Genomic DNA, 16,080 nt, shown 5'->3' with positions numbered 1-16,080 from the left:
CCCTTTCCTAGACACCCAAATCAACACTTCGAACAAATCTATTTGAATACGAAGGTGATCATCTACCTTGAGAAGTTGAAAAGTCATTTACACAAAAATATTGACAGTACCTAAAACCTCCTTGTATAATCTTTCTTATCCACAATTTTATAGTATTATTTTTGATACTATTATTTGGTGTTTATTGTAAAAAAGTATATTGTTATATTTAGAATGATAAAACACCTAATAAGAGAAGTCGATTTCTTTCCTATTTACTAAAAACAATTATTAGTCGATAATCAAATTTTGCTTGAAACAAAGTAAGGTTAAAGGAGTACTAAATTATGGAATTTTTCTGGTTCGGTCTACTATTTTGGTTATTAATAGGTGTCTCATCCTTATTACTATTATATGGTCTGTGGTTGGCATCATGGAAAGCTTTATTCATTAGTGGATTAGCCATATTGGTTCCATCTCTCTATTTTCTTGGAGCTGAAAATTGGTTAAGAATAGTGGTAGTACTACCGATATTTCCATTTCTGTTGGCATATAGAATGAAAAAAAGGATATAAAGATTGAAAGTATTGATAGATTTGTTATGAATATAATCGATAATCAATATTTGAATTTCTTTAGCGAGGGGGAAAATTACCTAATTACATTCGATAAATATAATTTGGCTAAAATTATTCCCTCAAAGAATCAGCTTAAAAGTAAATAACCTTATAAAGTGAGCCGCTAACCTTCTAAATATATTCTCTAAATCCCTTCCAAATGACTCTTTCATAATTTAAATCATAACTATTCCTAGTGATTTCTAGTATCTAGTTCATCCACATTTCGAAAGTAGGTTGCCAGTAGGCTAGTAGCTTTTTGGGTGTTTAGAGATGTATCAAAAGAATGATAAGGTTTTTCTAACTTGCTAATGTTATAGTGGAGAAGATTGGTAGTATCTACTCCAATTTGCGAAAGTCTTTTGCTATAAAAGGAATAATAGCTTTCCTTCTGCTTTGGACCAACGTGTATAATTCCTGTTAAATCCATTTCTATCATTTCGATTATCGCTTTTGCTAAATCATCAATATGCACAAAAGATTTGAACGAGTTGATAGCAGCATTCGCATACCCATTCGTATTTATCTCATGAATGATACGTTTTGTTCTGGCTTCAATCTCGTGATTGGCATCTTTCCCATAGAGGGGACCAGTACGAATAATGACATGGTTTTCATGATTGGCTAAGATAAGTTTTTCCCCAAAGTGTTTGGCATTTACATAGGTAGATAAAGGAGCTTCACTAGGAAGAAATCCTGGTTGATCTGTTTCAGCATAGTTACCTTTACCATCTACAAAAACGGCGTCTGTTGATAAATATATTAATTTAGTTTCTTTTGAAATGGCAGATAATAAATGGTTGAGACCAACTTCTATAAGATGATTTTCCTTTTCCCCATCCATTAAAGACCAGATAACTACATCTGGATCAATATGATTGACTAGTTGTGTTACCTGATGTTTGTTCCTTATATCTAGTTGTAAAATATTTGTACATGCATTATTGGAGCGAGAAGTGCCGCAAACGTAATAATTAGGATTTAACCCAGCTAGTTTAAATAAGGATGAACCGAAAAATCCAGTGGAACCTAATATGATTATTTTCATAAAGAATACTCCTGTTTCGTATATTTAGAAAAATCTGTTAAAATGATTTTATCATAAAAAAGTCATACTAGCATATAAAAGAGAAAGTTTGAGAGGATATGTAAAATGGCAAAAACATCAGGTTGCTTTACGATAGTACTGAATGACAAAGGACAAGTCTTATTAACAAAACGAAAGGATTTTCCTATTTGGGACTTGCCAGGAGGTAGATGGGAAAAGGGAGAGACCCTTGAAGATTGTGCCGTTCGTGAAACAGAAGAGGAAACTGGATACAATATTCAAATTAAACGGAAAATCGGGGAATATTTTCAACCACAATTCGATGATATGCAATTCTTATTCATGGGAGAATTAAAAGGAGGGATACCAATAGAAGAAGGACCGGAAACCGCAAAAGTCGAATGGTTTAGTTCACAAAATTTACCTTTCCATATGGTACCTAATAGAAGAAAACAAATAAAAAACTTTTTAAAGAATAAGAATCGAATAGTAAAACAATCAATAACAGTGACTCCTGTTCAAATATCCTTATTAAAAAGTTATTTGAAAGTATTTAGGCCATTATTAAGATAGGAAGCAAAGAGATGATACTAGAAAAGTGTTAGCTTTATGAGTTCAGTGGTTTTATCGTTCGTTCTAAGCTGAAATTTGTTTACATACATAAAAAGTAACAAACAGGAGGAGAAAGCATGAACGTTGAATTAACAAGATTTAAAGTGAAAAAGGGAAATCGGAAAGAGTAGATGAATGGTTAAGTTTCTTAAATGACAATAAAAAAGAGGTTCTTGTTACCTTAGAAAGGGAAAAAATGTTTGTAGAGACTATACTTAGAGAAACGCTTAACGGCGAAGAATTTCTATACTGGTATTCGGTACAGGGCGAAGGGGGACAAGGAGTAGAAAAATCGGAGAACTGGATTGATAAAAAGCATATTGAGTTTTGGAACGAATGTATAGACGAAACGGTCAAGCCAGTTGATTTAAAGACAGAAGTGGTGATGATACCTCAGAAAGTGAAAGATAGTATGAAGTAAAGGATCTCTTTTAGGAGGTCCTTTATTTATATCCTAAAAAAAATAAGCTGCTGAATGGTTTTCTTAAGTATTAGTTATGGAAATAACGTTTCCGACTAAATTTTCATTCGTCTCGATTTGCTTTCTCAATATTGCAGCAAGGAAAACAATAGTATATTCTTGGATTAGGTTATATGGTTTATCAACTTAAACCATTAAACTGATTAATGGAGGTTTTATACTAAATGAATAAACAGGACCAACTTAATATAATCAAAGAGGATTTTATAAATTGTCAAAAGGTATTATTGGCAATTGGAGATGAAACAAGGCAATCGATTTTGCTAGTGCTAATGGGGACTGATTGTCAAACAGGATTACGCGTCGGAGAAATCACGGAGCAAACACATCTTTCTCGGCCTGCTGTATCCCATCATCTAAAGGTTTTACGAGAAGCTGGTGTTATTTTAATGCGTAAAGAAGGGACAAAAAACTTTTATTATATCAATGTACGTTCAGAATTAGGTTTATTAAGAACCCTTATGTCGGATATTGATACATTCATGGAGAACTTTTATTGAATTTAATATAGAGATAATTTGGAGGTATAGGAAATGAGAGCAATGGTTATTGATAGGTACGGAAAAGTTCCAATGCGTTTGGCAGAAATGCCGACACCTGATATTGGAGAGTATGAGGTACTAGCAGAGATTCATGCTGCTAGTATCAATCCTGTTGATTTTAAGATTCGTGATGGGAAAGTGAAATTATTACTGAAATATAAAATGCCGCTTATCTTAGGGAATGATTTTTCTGGAGTAGTTGCAAAGGTCGGAGCAAAAGTGACTCGCTTTAAAGTTGGTGATGAAATATATGCGCGTCCACGAAAAAGTAAAATCGGTACTTTTGCTGAATATATCGCCATTCATGAAGAGGATATCGCGTTAAAACCTAAAAATTTGAGCTTTGAAGAAGCAGCATCAATCCCGCTTGTTGGACTAACCACTTACCAAGCACTAGCAGACATTATGCAATTACAAAAAGGACAAAAGATTTTAATTCAAGCAGGTGCTGGTGGTGTAGGTACTTTTGCTATTCAACTGGCAAAAATAATGGGGGCCACTGTTGCAACGACTGCAAGTGAAGCTGGTGCGAATTTAGTGAAATCTCTTGGTGCAGATGAGATTATAAATTACAAGACAGAAAAATTCGAAGAGAAACTGAAAAACTATGATGCCGTATTTGATACACTTGGCGGCGAGATATTGAAAAAATCATTCGGCGTGTTAAAAAGCGGAGGGAAAATTGTTTCCGTTTCAGGATTACCGAATGCTCGTTTTGGTAGAGAATATGGTTCAGGATTTTTTAAAACATTGTTGTTTTCAGCAGTGAGTCATAAACTTACTGCACTTGAAAAAAAGCATCATGTTCAATATTCGTTTTTGTTTATGAAGCCAAGTGGTGAGCAATTACGTACCATCGCAAATTATATAGAGGATGGTAAAATCAAACCAATTATTGATAGAGTTTATCCTTTTGAACATGCTCAAGAAGCGATGGAATACGCAGAGACAGGAAGAGCGAAAGGGAAAATAATAGTGAAAATTAGATAATAGCCGCATAGGAATGATGTTCTTGTGATATTAAAAAATGATGAAGTAAAGGACCTCTATTAGGAGGTCCTTTACTAATATAAACGTTACTGTTGTATGATTTGAATAAGATTACCACAAGTATCATCAAATACAGCGATTGTGATATCACCCATTTTTGTCGCCTCCATTGTGAATTTTACGCCCTTATCCAATAATCGTTTGTATTCTTCCTGAACATCAGCAACCCCAAACATAGTCGCTGGGATACCCTGTTCAAATAATTTCTTTTGGTAATCGTTAGCGATTGGATTATCATTCGGTTCGAGAACAAGCTCAGTACCGCCTTGATCTTCGGAAGAAACAACGGTAATCCATCGGAATTTTCCACTAGGTACGTCGTGCTTCTTTACAAAACCTAGTGTTTCAGAATAAAACTTTAATGCTTTGTCTTGATCTTCTACGAATAAACTGGTAACAATAATTTTCATCCTTTTTGGCTCCTTTGATATTGGTATGAATAATGCTTTGATAATAATTAAGGTGTAAGCAAATAACTTATAGAGATTCCAAAATTCTTATTCTTAACCTTTTGTCACCGAGATAGTTTCTAAAATTACTCTAACCTTCCTTTCAACAAATCTTTAAGTGGTTCATTGTTAAAAAGGAGCACTCGATATTTTCCCTTTTGTTTTGATTGTACAAGTCCTGCATCTTCTAATAAGGAAAGGTGTTTCGCTATTCCTTGTCGTGAAATGGTAAGATTATGCTTCATAATGAGACGAGCAGTAAGTTCATATAATGTCATCTCATTCCGTTCAGATAGTTCATCTAGTATCAATCGCCGATTTGAATCGGCAAGTGCTTTAAATATAGCGTCTTTGTCCCACATACATTGATTATAGGTAACTGTTTGGTTGCTCGTCAAGAAGGGGAACTAAATGGTTGCGTAGTTTCAATGACATATAGATATTAGTATTTTTGTTTAAGGCTGTTTTCGTAAACTTTTTTGTTTATTGAGAATAACAGTTGTATGGTAAAACAAAGATAAATAAGTGATTATTGGCAAATAGAATAAATAATTCGTAAAGAGGTGTTATTGTGTATCTTCTTTATCAATAGTTTTATCAACAATATTATGCTTCATTTTATTTATGATTGGACCACCACAAATAATAGGAGTTATCGCTTTTGGTATAGTTTTAGGCTGTTTGTTCAGAGGGATTTACTTGCTAAATGACATTGGCAAACGACTTTCAAAAATTTATAAGGTTAAAGATGCATTAGACAGATATTTGGAAGAAAAGGAGAATATTAATTAAGAATAGTTGGGGAATTTTATCTAGTGTTTATTTATGACAGAGACCTCAAGATATATGGCCTTGTAATTTAACTATCCAATTCCAAGCGGTTATGAAAGTAATTGACGAGTTGAACGTGGCATATAACCATTTTTTACATAATCTTCTTTATTAACATTTACCGCTTTGTGTTTTAAACCTTAATTAAAGCGAACTTCTTATAATCCGTGCTGTATCTGCACAGCACAACAAAGCAGAGGGGGCGATATATTCCCCAATTCAGGTATTATTTCTTCCAGCCGAACACGTCCACGATCAGCTTTTCGAGATACCATATTGCCATTATGGTCTTGGCTACAACTACTCCGATTTTGAGGTTAGAAATAGTTCTCTTTCAATTTTTGCCGCCATGCCTTCTGGTTGTCTATGTGTTAGTTTGTTTCTAGTAAATCAATTGAAATCGCATCTATCAAATTAGGGTAGTCACAGTGCAGCAAGAAATCAAAATTAGTATTTTTGATATGCAAGTTGAAAAATAATGTGGTTCTTTTAGCTGCTTAATTGATATAAAAGCCTTATAAATCGTATCATGGACATATCTAGTGCATCATCCTCGTTCTTTACATATAAATAGGCCATCCGGAAGAGTTTATTCTTTTCATTTTGTATTAACTCTTGAAATACTTTTTCATTTCCTCTTTTGGCCAGTTTTATTTTTTCTCCACCGACATACTCTCACCTCTTTTTTTCTAACCGTTAGACAGTTCAATTGACTAGAACGTTTCAAAAAAGTACAAGTTTTATAGTTCTTTAACATTAGACATAGACTAACCAGTACTAATTAATGATAGTATTGCTTTGTTATCTTGAGATTGCTTATTATTTAGCTTTAATAAGATTGTGGAGTATTGTAAACTAACTATCAAGTTAACTTTTTTGATGTACTTTAAAGTAACGGTGCCTTTCTTGAAAGAAGTAAGGGCTTTTTATCGTAAAAGGACAACTTTTCTGCAATAAATGAAAGGTAGTATTAAGAAACAAATGATACATTTTAATAATGCATAGTTTACTAGTAAGTCAAAATAAAGAGATAATTATATTTCCTGATAATTAGTATGCCGGCGTCTGCCATTTTTTTTTTGCAATTTTTGTAACGAATCATATCTTACATAGTCATACTTATGAAAGGAGGTAGAAAGTGACAGAATTTGAGAGTATATATAATAAATATTTTCGGGAGGTTTATTCGTTTGTATTATTGCTAAGCCGTAATGAAAAAATTGCAGAAGAAATAACACAAGAAACATTTTTTAAGGCTTTGAAAAACATTGATACATTCAAAGGTAATTGCAAACTTAGTGTTTGGCTTTGTCAAATAGCCAAAAATACATATTTTACGTTTCTCGACAAGCACAAATGGTTAGATACAGACGAATTACCAGAAAAAGCAAGTGAAGAAAGTATTGAAAGAATGATTTTAAGAAAAGAAGATACGTTTCGCTTACATAAGACCTTACATCACTTAGAAGAGCCTTATAAGGAAGTCTTCACACTAAGAGTATTTGGTGAGCTTTCTTTTAAAGAAATAAGTGAGCTTTTTGAGAAAACGGAAAGTTGGGGGAGAGTGACATTTCATCGAGCTAAACGCAAGATTCAGGACTTGATAAAGGAGGAGTAGAGATGAGTAAATTATCATGTGAAATAATTAAAGATATACTTCCATTGTATTATGATGGCGTATGCAGTGAGGATAGCAAAAGAATGGTAGAAGAACACCTTTTGGATTGCGATAGCTGTAAAATGGAGTTAGAGAAACTAAAAAATGAAATCCATATTCTAGAAAGAGATATTATTGAAAATAGAAAAGATAGTAATGTACTAAAGAATATATCTACTTCATGGAAAAGATTACGATTGAAATCCTTTATTAAAGGTGGAATAATAAGTGCTTTATTAATAGGTGTGATTATTTTAGGATACGTCGGTTTATTTGAATGGGAAATTATCAGTGTTGATACTGATATAGTAAAAATTAGAGAAAAAAGTGAAATGGGGGATGGTAAAATCGTTTATTATGCCGAAATAGACGATAAATATAGTTTAAATACATTAAAATACGATATGGATAACGAAGGGAATTTTTATATGACCCCTCTACGTCCAATAATAAAAAGAGAAGCGCAGCCTCCATACGGATTAGAAAAAGGATATGATTATATAGATATTAAAGTTCAAGAAGAATTCCGTGGTAAGGAAATCAAAAAAATTTATTACGGTACACCAGAGGATAAGATTTTAATTTGGGAAAAGGGAATGGAGCTACCAAAAACAAGTGAAGAAGTAGAGAAATCCTTTGGATTTGAATAGGAGAAAATTTTTCTTTTGGTTTTTAACTAAAAGGTGCATAGATTCAAGACGGATGAATGCCATTTTTACTAACTATTAAGGCACTAAAAGGGGCAGTTTAGTGCAATAAGTATACGGGGCTTTTGTGGTAGAGTATTAGGGGATATATATGAAGATTTTGCATTTTGTTTTATCAGGATCAGGTATAACTGTTTTATTAGCTTCTTAGGGACTAATGACGAAAAATTATGAGTTTAACTCGATTAGGAATTGTAGAAAAACAATTTGATTTAAAAGATATAATTTATTTGAGATAGTTCGCTGGATATTAGAACTAATTTTTGAATGTAAATGGAAAATTTATGTTAAAATTAGTATTAAGAATTGGAATTGCTGTTTTTGAACAAAACGTGGCTATTAAACTAGACCAATGAGGTGTGCTGTGAAAATATTTTTTAAATTATTCATAGGAATGTTCTTTGTTTTTACACTAATAGGGTGCTTTGGCGAAGATTATGATGTGGGAGTTCCAACTGCTCATTTGAATTTCGATAATTCATCTGTTCAGTTAACAGAAGCAAATATCAGATGGAATACCACAAGTGAGGATGTACAAAACACAATTGAAAAATGTTGAAGAATATGCATCATCACTGGACGAAATAAAGGTTTTTTCTGGCCAAAAGGTGTTTTTAGATTTTAAAGAGAACGAAGAAAATGGTGTAGATATTTGGACTGACCCAAAGATAACAGTTGCCCTATTAAAAGATGACAAACGAACAGAACTCGTATTGGATGACTCAACAGAATTTAAATTTCCAACAGACGAAGGGAATTATGTATTAGAAGTTGAATTTATTAATTCGGCGGGTAGTGCTCAATATGTAGGGAATGTTGTTATTGAGTAAGTTGATTAAAATAAAAATCGGAACGCAGTTAAATTGGGATAGTAAATTTCACCTCAAAAAACGCTCAGAACTGAGCGTTTTTACTTACCATTTATTGCTGATTAGTTGTTAAATCCAATGCTCATATGTATGTTATTTACATTATTATTAGCAATTTTCTCTCCCAAAACTGAACCTGTTAGGCTAATGGTAGGTGTTTTTTTATTGCTTATATGTATCATTTGAAACTTATCTACTTAATTGAGGCTGATTTTCTTTATTACTATCATGGTAGAATTCCTGTAATAAGTGAAGAGAATCCTTCATGTGTCACAAACGTGGCAGGATTGATAGGGGGCGTCTATATAATTTTTGATAAGGCCAAAATATATTCAAGATCAGATATATCAAGTACACAGTGGGCTGAAATAAGAAGAGGTATTACTGTTCTTCACGAACGAAGTAAAGGAGATTTTGTGCAAATTTCTTATGAAGAAGGAGATATATTTCCAGATCCCAATTACATAACATATCAGATAACTGGTTGGACGGAAAAATCAAATTTAGCATCAAAAGTAACAAGACAATTTTACCTTCTGCAATCAAACAGTCAAGTTGATGAATGGGAAATAGAGACAGATAATCACCGCTTTAAATTATTTTGGTCTCCATTAGATAACTTACCACAGATTGTTTCACCTCAAAATGAGTGGCTTCATTACTTATTAGATGAAATGAACAATTTGTAGAGGCAAATGCTTATTAAAGCAATGGATACTCTTACAGCGCTTTCGGAGTAGTTGATGGAACAAGGATAAACGGGATACATAGAAGATCCAAGTATAATAGAGTTCATATGGGGTGATTATGATTAGCGAATTTGTAACTATAAATGGTAAGAAAGTGGAATTATTAATATTAGGTGAAAAAGGTATTCCCATTGTTATTTTGACAGGAATGGGTTGTTCATTTTATGAGTGGTATGAAGTGACAAAATCATTAGCGAAATCAAATAGAGTAATTATGTTTCATCGAACTGGACTGGGACTTAGTCAATTAAGACAAGAGGTGCGTAATACTAATGCAGTTGTAGAAGAGTTAAATCAATTGTTGCAGGTATTAAAAAATTATGAACCTATTATTTTAGTAGGACATTCTTATGGTGGATTATGTGTGCAGCATTATGTTAGAGTCTTTCCAGAAAAAGTGGGGGGAATAGTTTTGATTGATTCTACCTCTGTTGATTTAAAGAACTAGATGATTTAGAATTACCTGAGTTAGATGCGGTTGATACGGATGAGACATGGTTAAAGAAATGCTGTTCCTATTCTCTAATGAAACAGGATGAATTAAAAGAAATAATAAATCCTTCGCTTACAGATAGAAAAAAAAATCTTCCACTGCACCTTCAAGAACGTTTACTACATTTTCAAGTAAGTCCTAACCTATATAAAACCTTGTACTCTGAGCTGTGTAACTGGAAGAAGGATGCAGATCTAATAAGAGATTTAAGTGATTTCCCTGATTTCCATTAATAGTTATTGGACGAGATAAAGAGTATAACATTGAGTTAGGAACTGTGGATGGTTTTCCTGAGTGGGAGTTGAGAATATTAGAAGATGAGTGGGAAGAATTCATTAGGAAACAGGCTAAACTTAGTAAACATAGTGAATTAGTTTTTGCTAAAGACTCTAGTCATTCTATTTATCTTGATAGACCAGAAATAATAATAGATGCAATTGAAAGTTTGATTAAATAATCCTTTAAATAAATGGAATCCTATTAAAGCTAAACTAGGATAATAAAATTTTTAGTGTTATGACTAAAACGGGCTAGGGTTGTGAAACGAAAGGAGTCACTTATGAACAGTTATTTTAAAGAAGCTCCAATACTAAAAGGAAAAAGCATAACATTAAGAAACATAAAGCCTGAGATAGATAACCTTTCATTTTATAAGATGTTCCTGGATCCAGATATGCATTTATGGACAGGTAACGTAATACCTAATAATGAGTTAGAAACTTTTGAACTTCTTTGTAGGTATCGTGATTTAGACGGGTTGATTTCATGGTCAATAATTAAAACAAACACACAAGAGTTTATTGGTACATATTGGATAGCACCATACGAACTTGAAGGAAGGTGGATAATTACAGCTGAAGCTCAACGTATTGGAAAACAATATTGGAGAGGCGGATATACAAAAGAAGCCAGAAATCTAATATATGAGTTTGCATTTTTTGAATTAGATATGGAGGAAATTCATGGAATAGCATGGAAAAATAATATAAATTCATGCAAATCTATGGAAAGTATGGGCTTTGAATTATTTAAATCTGATAAAAAGTTATTTTCAAAGCGTAATCAGGAACTAATTGAAAATCATTACATTTTAACGAAGAAAAAATGGATTATGATGAGAGGGAATTTGTTATCATAAGTAAATTTGTGAACGGTTTCTCAAAAAAATATCTTGAAATATTCCTGTGAAACAAGATTATTCAAGGTGCCACTGTGATTAAGCACTAAGCGAAAATAAATCAAAAAAAGGAAATATATTGTTTGGGGAGTTACTCTTATGGCAGCAGTCTCACCAGTCTTGTCTTTTGTGATTGGTTTAACATATGGACTTTTTGCTGGGAACGGATGGACAATATCAGGAACAATATTAATATTGTTCCCAAAAGGTTTTATCATAGGATAAGTTTGCTTTTAATAGGAATATTTAAGAAATCAAAGACAAATAATTCCATATATTAGATATTCAACTATAGGTATTGACATAAGATTGTTATCCTTTTTTTAATTTATTTTATACTTAGGAACTAAAGGGACAGTTTATATGAACATCAAAAAAAGGTGAATCTTTGAAATGTCTTGACTTTAATCGCACTGTCTAACTTTCTATTAACCTATGACAAATTTCTGGGCATCATTGTGACCAAGAACTAATTGGTTGCACGTAAAAAAGGCAAACTATAAGGATGCGAAAAAAATATTCATTTAGCTAGCGAAAATCACCATATTTTATTAAATTATGCTTCTTAAATCATTACTTCTAGATACTTTGAATTAATCGTAAATTACATTTTTGCCTTGTTCACTTAACTCTTTTAAAAATGTAAGCATATGATTTATTTCTTCGTCAGAATGTCTTTCCCATGAGCCTAATTCAGCTATTATTTTCAAAGGAGATTTAGATCGATAAGAACGTGTTGGGTTTCCAGGAAATCTCTTGTCGGTTACGTTAGGATCATTTTCAAAATCACCTAATGGTTCAACAATATATATTCGTTCCTTGGAATTAGCCCTGGCTAATTCAGCCCCCCATTTAGCAGCATTTAATGTTGCAGTAAAATATATATAGTTCGATTTTTTATCTTGGTAATTTGATAAGTGTTGAGGTTCTAATAAATCTCCAATTTTCAGTTCTGCTTTCGTACCATGAAAAAAAGGGCCGTTATCTAGCACATTTGTTTTGTTGTTCAAACTGATACACTCCTTGTATTTTAGATTTCTGCATAACAATAACAGTATTAGTATAGTATGTAATTAGAAAAAGAGTAGTCTATAAATGATATATATATAATGGTATAATGTAAGTAGAGAGAAATATTATCAAATGGAATAAATGTTTTTGTTAAGACTTTATGCTCTTTGAACGTAGCTTACCTATTTATAATATGGACAAATTATCTTTGATTTAATATTTACTAACTAGCCGATTTTTTATATCTTTCTAGTATTTTCTTTACAAAAGGAAGTCTCAACCCGATTCCTAAATAAACGAAAACTCCTATTATAATAGAGATGATTGAAGTAATTAAAGCGTGGGAATATATCCCTAAAGTTTCTGATAACCATAACTCTGTTAACCATTTTACACCCCAAACAGAAAGAGACATGATGAATACTAACAAGAAAACTTCCTGTAATTGCTGAAATAATGGCAAGAACTTATACTGTAGTGCCTTTTTAATAACGTAAATGTTAGAAAAAATAGAAACGAGAAACCCAAAATAGGTAGCTAGAATAGGACCGAGCGCCTCTATATATGGGACTAGTATTAAGTTTAGTGCTATTTTTACACTAATCCCAATTAAGATTCCTATAATTAACTTCTTTTGTTCATTAATACCTTGTAAAATGGCTGCTGTTACGGTAAATAAGGCAAAGAATATGGCAGCAAGGGAATACCATTGTAAAATAACTCCTCCTAGTTCAGGATTTTTATTTAATCCAAAAACCATTGTATAAACTGGTTTCCCAAGAATGCATAAACCTATTGAAGCTGGAAGAGTAAAGAACATGATCGCTTGAAGGGTTTGCGAAATTTTATGTTGAACTTCTTCCATTTTACCGCCAATAAAAGCAGAGGTAATCCCAGGAATTAAAGACATACTAAACGCTGTTGCTAACGAAACAGGCACCAAAACAAGCACTTGAGCTAACCCGATTACGGCATTAATTAGCTCTGCTTCATTATTCGTGTAGCCTATAGAATGAAACAAAGTGTTAATCGTATAAATGTCAATGTTCTGATATATAGGAATAGCAAGACCGGTAATGACGAAAGGAATTGCATATCCAATCAATTCCTTAAACATAGAATTAATAGGTATTTCCTTGTTACTTTGGCTACTATCTCTTTCTTTTTTAATTAATTCTCTCCTCTTTATGAACACAATTACTAACACGATAAAGCCTGCTATACCTCCTATAAATGCAGCAATGGTTGCAATTCCTACAGCATTTCGAATAGAACTGTTAAAAATGTGAATTACAGAATAGGCACCTACTAAGATTACAACAATTCTGACTACCTGTTCCATTACGGTACTTAATGCTGAAGGTCCCATCGATTTGCTTCCTTGAAAATATCCCCTGAAAATACTCATAGCAGGAATAATTAACAAAGCAAAGCTAACGAGCCGAATGACATACTCGGTATCTTCAACGGAATTTCCTCCTGAATCATCATTTCTTACCACTATTTCTGATAAAATAGGAGCTGAAAAATATAATGCCATAAAGGAGATAAAACCAGTTAGAACCATTAAGTACATACCGTATTTTAATAGAGTTAATCCGATTTTATAGTTGCCTAACTCATTATATTTAGAAACGAATTTAGAAACGGCAAGGGGAAGGCCAACTGTTGATAAGCTTAACAGGATTGTATATGGGCCATATGCATATCTATATAATGCATATCCTTGTTCACCAACTAGAGCCATAAAGGGAATAATATAAATGAATCCTAAAACTTTGGAGATAAGACTTGCAGCTGTTAAAAAGAAAGTTCCTCTAATAAATTTGTTTTCCACAGAAACACCTCAATTAATGATTACGAACATATGCGATTCTTTTCCTTGTTACACACAATATACCTTAATTGAAAATAGTAAAATAATATATTACAAACTAATTGCTATAATCAGCATTATAATCCAAGTGCTGGTAAAAAGGAACTAGACATCTGTAAATCTATTAGGATAAGTGGTTCGTTATTGTTTACCTATATAGAGATCGCAGGAATTGTTACACGGGCTAGAAAAGGTGATAGCTTACTCTAAAAGTTTCTAGATTTTGATAAGAACAAAACCCTTTCAGCCTTTTTGCCAATAATAGAGGAATTATGCATTTAAGTATAGAAGTGAAAAAGGTAGGTATAGGAAATGATGTAGCGGTAGAATGGAAGAGAGATGATTTTGATAGGGGGTTAATTAAATGAATTATTTCTTTAAACTAAATATTGTTAGTATAATATATGCTCTTATGATGTTTATTCCTCTTGAACTGATATTAAATGTATATAGAATTACCAGATTAACAAATTGGGAATTTAGCACGGTAAATATTGTAACATGCGTAACGGTTATTATTGTAATGGTTGGTGCAACAATACTACTCCATTTCTTAACAAAAAAGTGGTTGGATGGACGAAAGGCAAAATTTTTGACAGTACTTCTTTGGGTCCCTTATTTTATCCTTTTCATTTATGTATTCGCATCACTATTTCCAATGACTAATGGTGGAGACGAACCCAATCCTGTTACTGGTCTGTTTGTGATGGGAGGACTGATTGCGTATCCATTTTATATACTCATCCTTAATTTTGTGGGGGTGCCAAGTGAGGATAAAACAATGTAAGTCTCGAAGTGCAAATTATGAATGGAAATGGAAGGCTACATTAGATCGGGAACAAATGAATCTGGAATATAAAGACAAAATGATAGCTGAATTGACTGCCAAATGGAGGAACTAGAAATGTAATTAAAGAAAGAGAGTAAAAGAATTATATTAATTTCGTGGGGGTGCCTAAGCTCTACTAGAGGATGTAAGTGTGCAAAGAACTTTCATTAAAAATCTCAATAAAAAGAGGGTGGGACAAAACAAAATAACTAATCATTAAAGACGAACAATATTTAATTTAGCTCTTAAATAAAGCTACTTAATCTCTGTTTTTAAATATAGGTAAGTGTAAAAACTAAGACGTTCCATTGCGCTACAGACGTACGATGCGCCGGGGAGGAAGCTAAGCCTCCCTCGCTGCGAGGGTACTGAAAAAGTATAGTTTCTCCAAATTAAATAAGTATTTATTTGAAAGCGAATATAAAGTTGGTTTGGAGAGGCGGCAGCTCGACTCCTATGGGAGCAGCGAGAAAGTCCGAGACCCTGCAGGAACGCAGTGACGAAGCGGCTCGGCGCTCGCCCCATGGAAAGCGAGATGTCGCCTCGGAAAACAAATGAAATACCCGAATTTAAAAGTCGGCCACCAACAATTATGATTATATTGCAGTTTTTCAGTGGTCTCCTGCATGCGCTGCGGGGTCTAAAGCGTCTCTGTTTCCCGCAGGAGTCGAGCGTCCTCCGCTCCATTTCACTTCGTTTTTAAACCTTTTTCTAAAAAACAAACACGAACTTTTATATAATATAATTACATTATAGTTCGCGTTTATTGTTGGTTGAAATACTTATGTCCCGGCCTCTAGCCATTATTATGCTATCTTCCATTGTTTTTAATTTTTCTACAAGTTCCAATATGAATTTTTTGTCTGGTTTAACGCAGTAGGTGATTCTAAGTAACTTTTTAATTTCTTTTTCAACATTCGATCTTCCCATTTCTTTTACCACTCATCAGATATTAAATCGTTTAAAAACTCCCCATTTTTATTACAATATAAACCAATATAATAAATCACAACAAAGAATCTAAAATTAGTGTTGTATAAAAAAATTATTAAATAATCACTTTTCATAATAAACAAGATACCAAGGAAATTTATTCCCAGGTT

General features: G+C 32.8%; 18 protein-coding genes and 1 pseudogene. 14 read left to right on the top strand and 5 right to left on the bottom strand.

Annotation, left to right across the window (positions count from 1 at the left end):
- The first annotated feature begins 326 nt into the window (after positions 1-326).
- Positions 327-554, top strand: coding sequence for a hypothetical protein (locus tag ACTQ5K_RS03300; protein ID WP_031539807.1), 228 nt, complete (start codon positions 327-329; stop codon positions 552-554).
- 235 nt (positions 555-789) lie between these two features.
- Here the strand turns inward: ACTQ5K_RS03300 and ACTQ5K_RS03295 are convergent, their stop codons facing one another.
- Positions 790-1,644 (bottom strand): sugar nucleotide-binding protein, encoded by an 855-nt coding sequence (locus ACTQ5K_RS03295; protein WP_031539805.1) that lies wholly within the window; start codon positions 1,642-1,644, stop codon positions 790-792.
- Between the two features lie 105 nt (positions 1,645-1,749).
- On the opposite strand from ACTQ5K_RS03295, the gene ACTQ5K_RS03290 reads away from it, so the two are divergent.
- The 4 genes and pseudogenes from ACTQ5K_RS03290 to ACTQ5K_RS03275 all read left to right on the top strand — a co-directional run bounded on the left by ACTQ5K_RS03290 (position 1,750) and on the right by ACTQ5K_RS03275 (position 4,269).
- Positions 1,750-2,217 (top strand): NUDIX hydrolase, encoded by a 468-nt coding sequence (locus ACTQ5K_RS03290; protein WP_251630036.1) that lies wholly within the window; start codon positions 1,750-1,752, stop codon positions 2,215-2,217.
- Positions 2,218-2,333: 116 nt separating this feature from the next.
- Positions 2,334-2,677: pseudogene (locus ACTQ5K_RS03285) on the top strand (DUF6176 family protein).
- Between the two features lie 224 nt (positions 2,678-2,901).
- Positions 2,902-3,237: an ArsR/SmtB family transcription factor gene (locus tag ACTQ5K_RS03280; protein WP_251630037.1), complete on the top strand. Its 336-nt coding sequence runs from the start codon at positions 2,902-2,904 to the stop codon at positions 3,235-3,237.
- A 33-nt stretch (positions 3,238-3,270) separates the two neighbouring features.
- Complete coding sequence (locus ACTQ5K_RS03275; protein ID WP_441993687.1) at positions 3,271-4,269, top strand: NADP-dependent oxidoreductase; 999 nt, start codon at positions 3,271-3,273, stop codon at positions 4,267-4,269.
- A gap of 86 nt (positions 4,270-4,355) precedes the next feature.
- Here ACTQ5K_RS03275 and ACTQ5K_RS03270 read toward each other — a convergent pair whose 3' ends face one another.
- Positions 4,356-4,739 (bottom strand): VOC family protein, encoded by a 384-nt coding sequence (locus ACTQ5K_RS03270; RefSeq protein ID WP_441993685.1) that lies wholly within the window; start codon positions 4,737-4,739, stop codon positions 4,356-4,358.
- A gap of 125 nt (positions 4,740-4,864) precedes the next feature.
- Positions 4,865-5,140: an ArsR/SmtB family transcription factor gene (locus tag ACTQ5K_RS03265; RefSeq protein ID WP_441993696.1), complete on the bottom strand. Its 276-nt coding sequence runs from the start codon at positions 5,138-5,140 to the stop codon at positions 4,865-4,867.
- Positions 5,141-6,747: 1,607 nt separating this feature from the next.
- Here ACTQ5K_RS03265 and ACTQ5K_RS03260 point away from each other — a divergent pair.
- The 8 genes from ACTQ5K_RS03260 (at position 6,748) to ACTQ5K_RS03225 (ending at position 11,486) form a co-directional block, all read left to right on the top strand.
- Positions 6,748-7,227, top strand: coding sequence for an RNA polymerase sigma factor (locus ACTQ5K_RS03260; RefSeq protein ID WP_441993683.1), 480 nt, complete (start codon positions 6,748-6,750; stop codon positions 7,225-7,227).
- A 2-nt stretch (positions 7,228-7,229) separates the two neighbouring features.
- The gene (locus tag ACTQ5K_RS03255) at positions 7,230-7,916 is read left to right on the top strand and encodes a zf-HC2 domain-containing protein (protein WP_441993681.1); all 687 of its coding nucleotides are present in this window, start codon (positions 7,230-7,232) and stop codon (positions 7,914-7,916) included.
- A gap of 421 nt (positions 7,917-8,337) precedes the next feature.
- Entirely contained in the window at positions 8,338-8,532 is a 195-nt protein-coding gene (locus ACTQ5K_RS03250; RefSeq protein WP_441993679.1) for a hypothetical protein, read from the top strand.
- On the top strand, positions 8,519-8,803 hold the full coding sequence (locus ACTQ5K_RS03245) for a hypothetical protein (RefSeq protein WP_441993677.1): 285 nt from the start codon (positions 8,519-8,521) through the stop codon (positions 8,801-8,803). Before ACTQ5K_RS03250 ends, ACTQ5K_RS03245 begins: the two co-directional genes overlap by 14 nt.
- Before the next feature lie 317 nt (positions 8,804-9,120).
- On the top strand, positions 9,121-9,531 hold the full coding sequence (locus ACTQ5K_RS03240) for a hypothetical protein (RefSeq protein ID WP_441993675.1): 411 nt from the start codon (positions 9,121-9,123) through the stop codon (positions 9,529-9,531).
- Between the two features lie 118 nt (positions 9,532-9,649).
- Positions 9,650-10,039 carry an alpha/beta fold hydrolase gene (locus ACTQ5K_RS03235; RefSeq protein ID WP_441993673.1) on the top strand — a complete coding sequence of 130 codons (390 nt, stop codon included), beginning with the start codon at positions 9,650-9,652 and terminating at the stop codon, positions 10,037-10,039.
- Positions 10,040-10,643: 604 nt separating this feature from the next.
- The gene (locus ACTQ5K_RS03230) at positions 10,644-11,222 is read left to right on the top strand and encodes a GNAT family N-acetyltransferase (protein ID WP_441993671.1); all 579 of its coding nucleotides are present in this window, start codon (positions 10,644-10,646) and stop codon (positions 11,220-11,222) included.
- Between the two features lie 138 nt (positions 11,223-11,360).
- A complete protein-coding gene (locus ACTQ5K_RS03225; RefSeq protein ID WP_441993669.1) occupies positions 11,361-11,486 on the top strand; it encodes a hypothetical protein in 126 nt (41 codons plus the stop codon).
- A gap of 368 nt (positions 11,487-11,854) precedes the next feature.
- Here ACTQ5K_RS03225 and arr read toward each other — a convergent pair whose 3' ends face one another.
- A complete protein-coding gene (arr, locus tag ACTQ5K_RS03220; RefSeq protein WP_441993667.1) occupies positions 11,855-12,271 on the bottom strand; it encodes an NAD(+)--rifampin ADP-ribosyltransferase in 417 nt (138 codons plus the stop codon).
- A 224-nt stretch (positions 12,272-12,495) separates the two neighbouring features.
- Positions 12,496-14,109 (bottom strand): putative polysaccharide biosynthesis protein, encoded by a 1,614-nt coding sequence (locus tag ACTQ5K_RS03215; protein ID WP_441993665.1) that lies wholly within the window; start codon positions 14,107-14,109, stop codon positions 12,496-12,498.
- Between the two features lie 403 nt (positions 14,110-14,512).
- Between ACTQ5K_RS03215 and ACTQ5K_RS03210 the strand changes: the two genes are divergently transcribed.
- Positions 14,513-14,935 carry a hypothetical protein gene (locus ACTQ5K_RS03210; RefSeq protein WP_349205045.1) on the top strand — a complete coding sequence of 141 codons (423 nt, stop codon included), beginning with the start codon at positions 14,513-14,515 and terminating at the stop codon, positions 14,933-14,935.
- The last annotated feature ends 1,145 nt before the right edge of the window (positions 14,936-16,080 follow it).

Source organism: Niallia sp. Sow4_A1, from assembly GCF_052116745.1.
Classification (GTDB): domain Bacteria; phylum Bacillota; class Bacilli; order Bacillales; family Cytobacillaceae; genus Niallia; species Niallia hominis.
This window is presented reverse-complemented; position numbering and strand designations above follow the sequence as displayed.

Bases quoted from the DNA above. Each gene is read 5' to 3' on its own strand.
- ACTQ5K_RS03300 (WP_031539807.1), top strand. From the start codon at position 327: ATGGAATTTTTCTGGTTCGGTCTACTATTTTGGTTATTAATAGGTGTC.
- ACTQ5K_RS03295 (WP_031539805.1), bottom strand. From the start codon at position 1,644: ATGAAAATAATCATATTAGGTTCCACTGGATTTTTCGGTTCATCCTTA.
- ACTQ5K_RS03290 (WP_251630036.1), top strand. From the start codon at position 1,750: ATGGCAAAAACATCAGGTTGCTTTACGATAGTACTGAATGACAAAGGA.
- ACTQ5K_RS03280 (WP_251630037.1), top strand. From the start codon at position 2,902: ATGAATAAACAGGACCAACTTAATATAATCAAAGAGGATTTTATAAAT.
- ACTQ5K_RS03275 (WP_441993687.1), top strand. From the start codon at position 3,271: ATGAGAGCAATGGTTATTGATAGGTACGGAAAAGTTCCAATGCGTTTG.
- ACTQ5K_RS03270 (WP_441993685.1), bottom strand. From the start codon at position 4,739: ATGAAAATTATTGTTACCAGTTTATTCGTAGAAGATCAAGACAAAGCA.
- ACTQ5K_RS03265 (WP_441993696.1), bottom strand. From the start codon at position 5,140: ATGTGGGACAAAGACGCTATATTTAAAGCACTTGCCGATTCAAATCGG.
- ACTQ5K_RS03255 (WP_441993681.1), top strand. From the start codon at position 7,230: ATGAGTAAATTATCATGTGAAATAATTAAAGATATACTTCCATTGTAT.
- ACTQ5K_RS03235 (WP_441993673.1), top strand. From the start codon at position 9,650: ATGATTAGCGAATTTGTAACTATAAATGGTAAGAAAGTGGAATTATTA.
- ACTQ5K_RS03230 (WP_441993671.1), top strand. From the start codon at position 10,644: ATGAACAGTTATTTTAAAGAAGCTCCAATACTAAAAGGAAAAAGCATA.
- ACTQ5K_RS03225 (WP_441993669.1), top strand. From the start codon at position 11,361: ATGGCAGCAGTCTCACCAGTCTTGTCTTTTGTGATTGGTTTAACATAT.
- ACTQ5K_RS03210 (WP_349205045.1), top strand. From the start codon at position 14,513: ATGAATTATTTCTTTAAACTAAATATTGTTAGTATAATATATGCTCTT.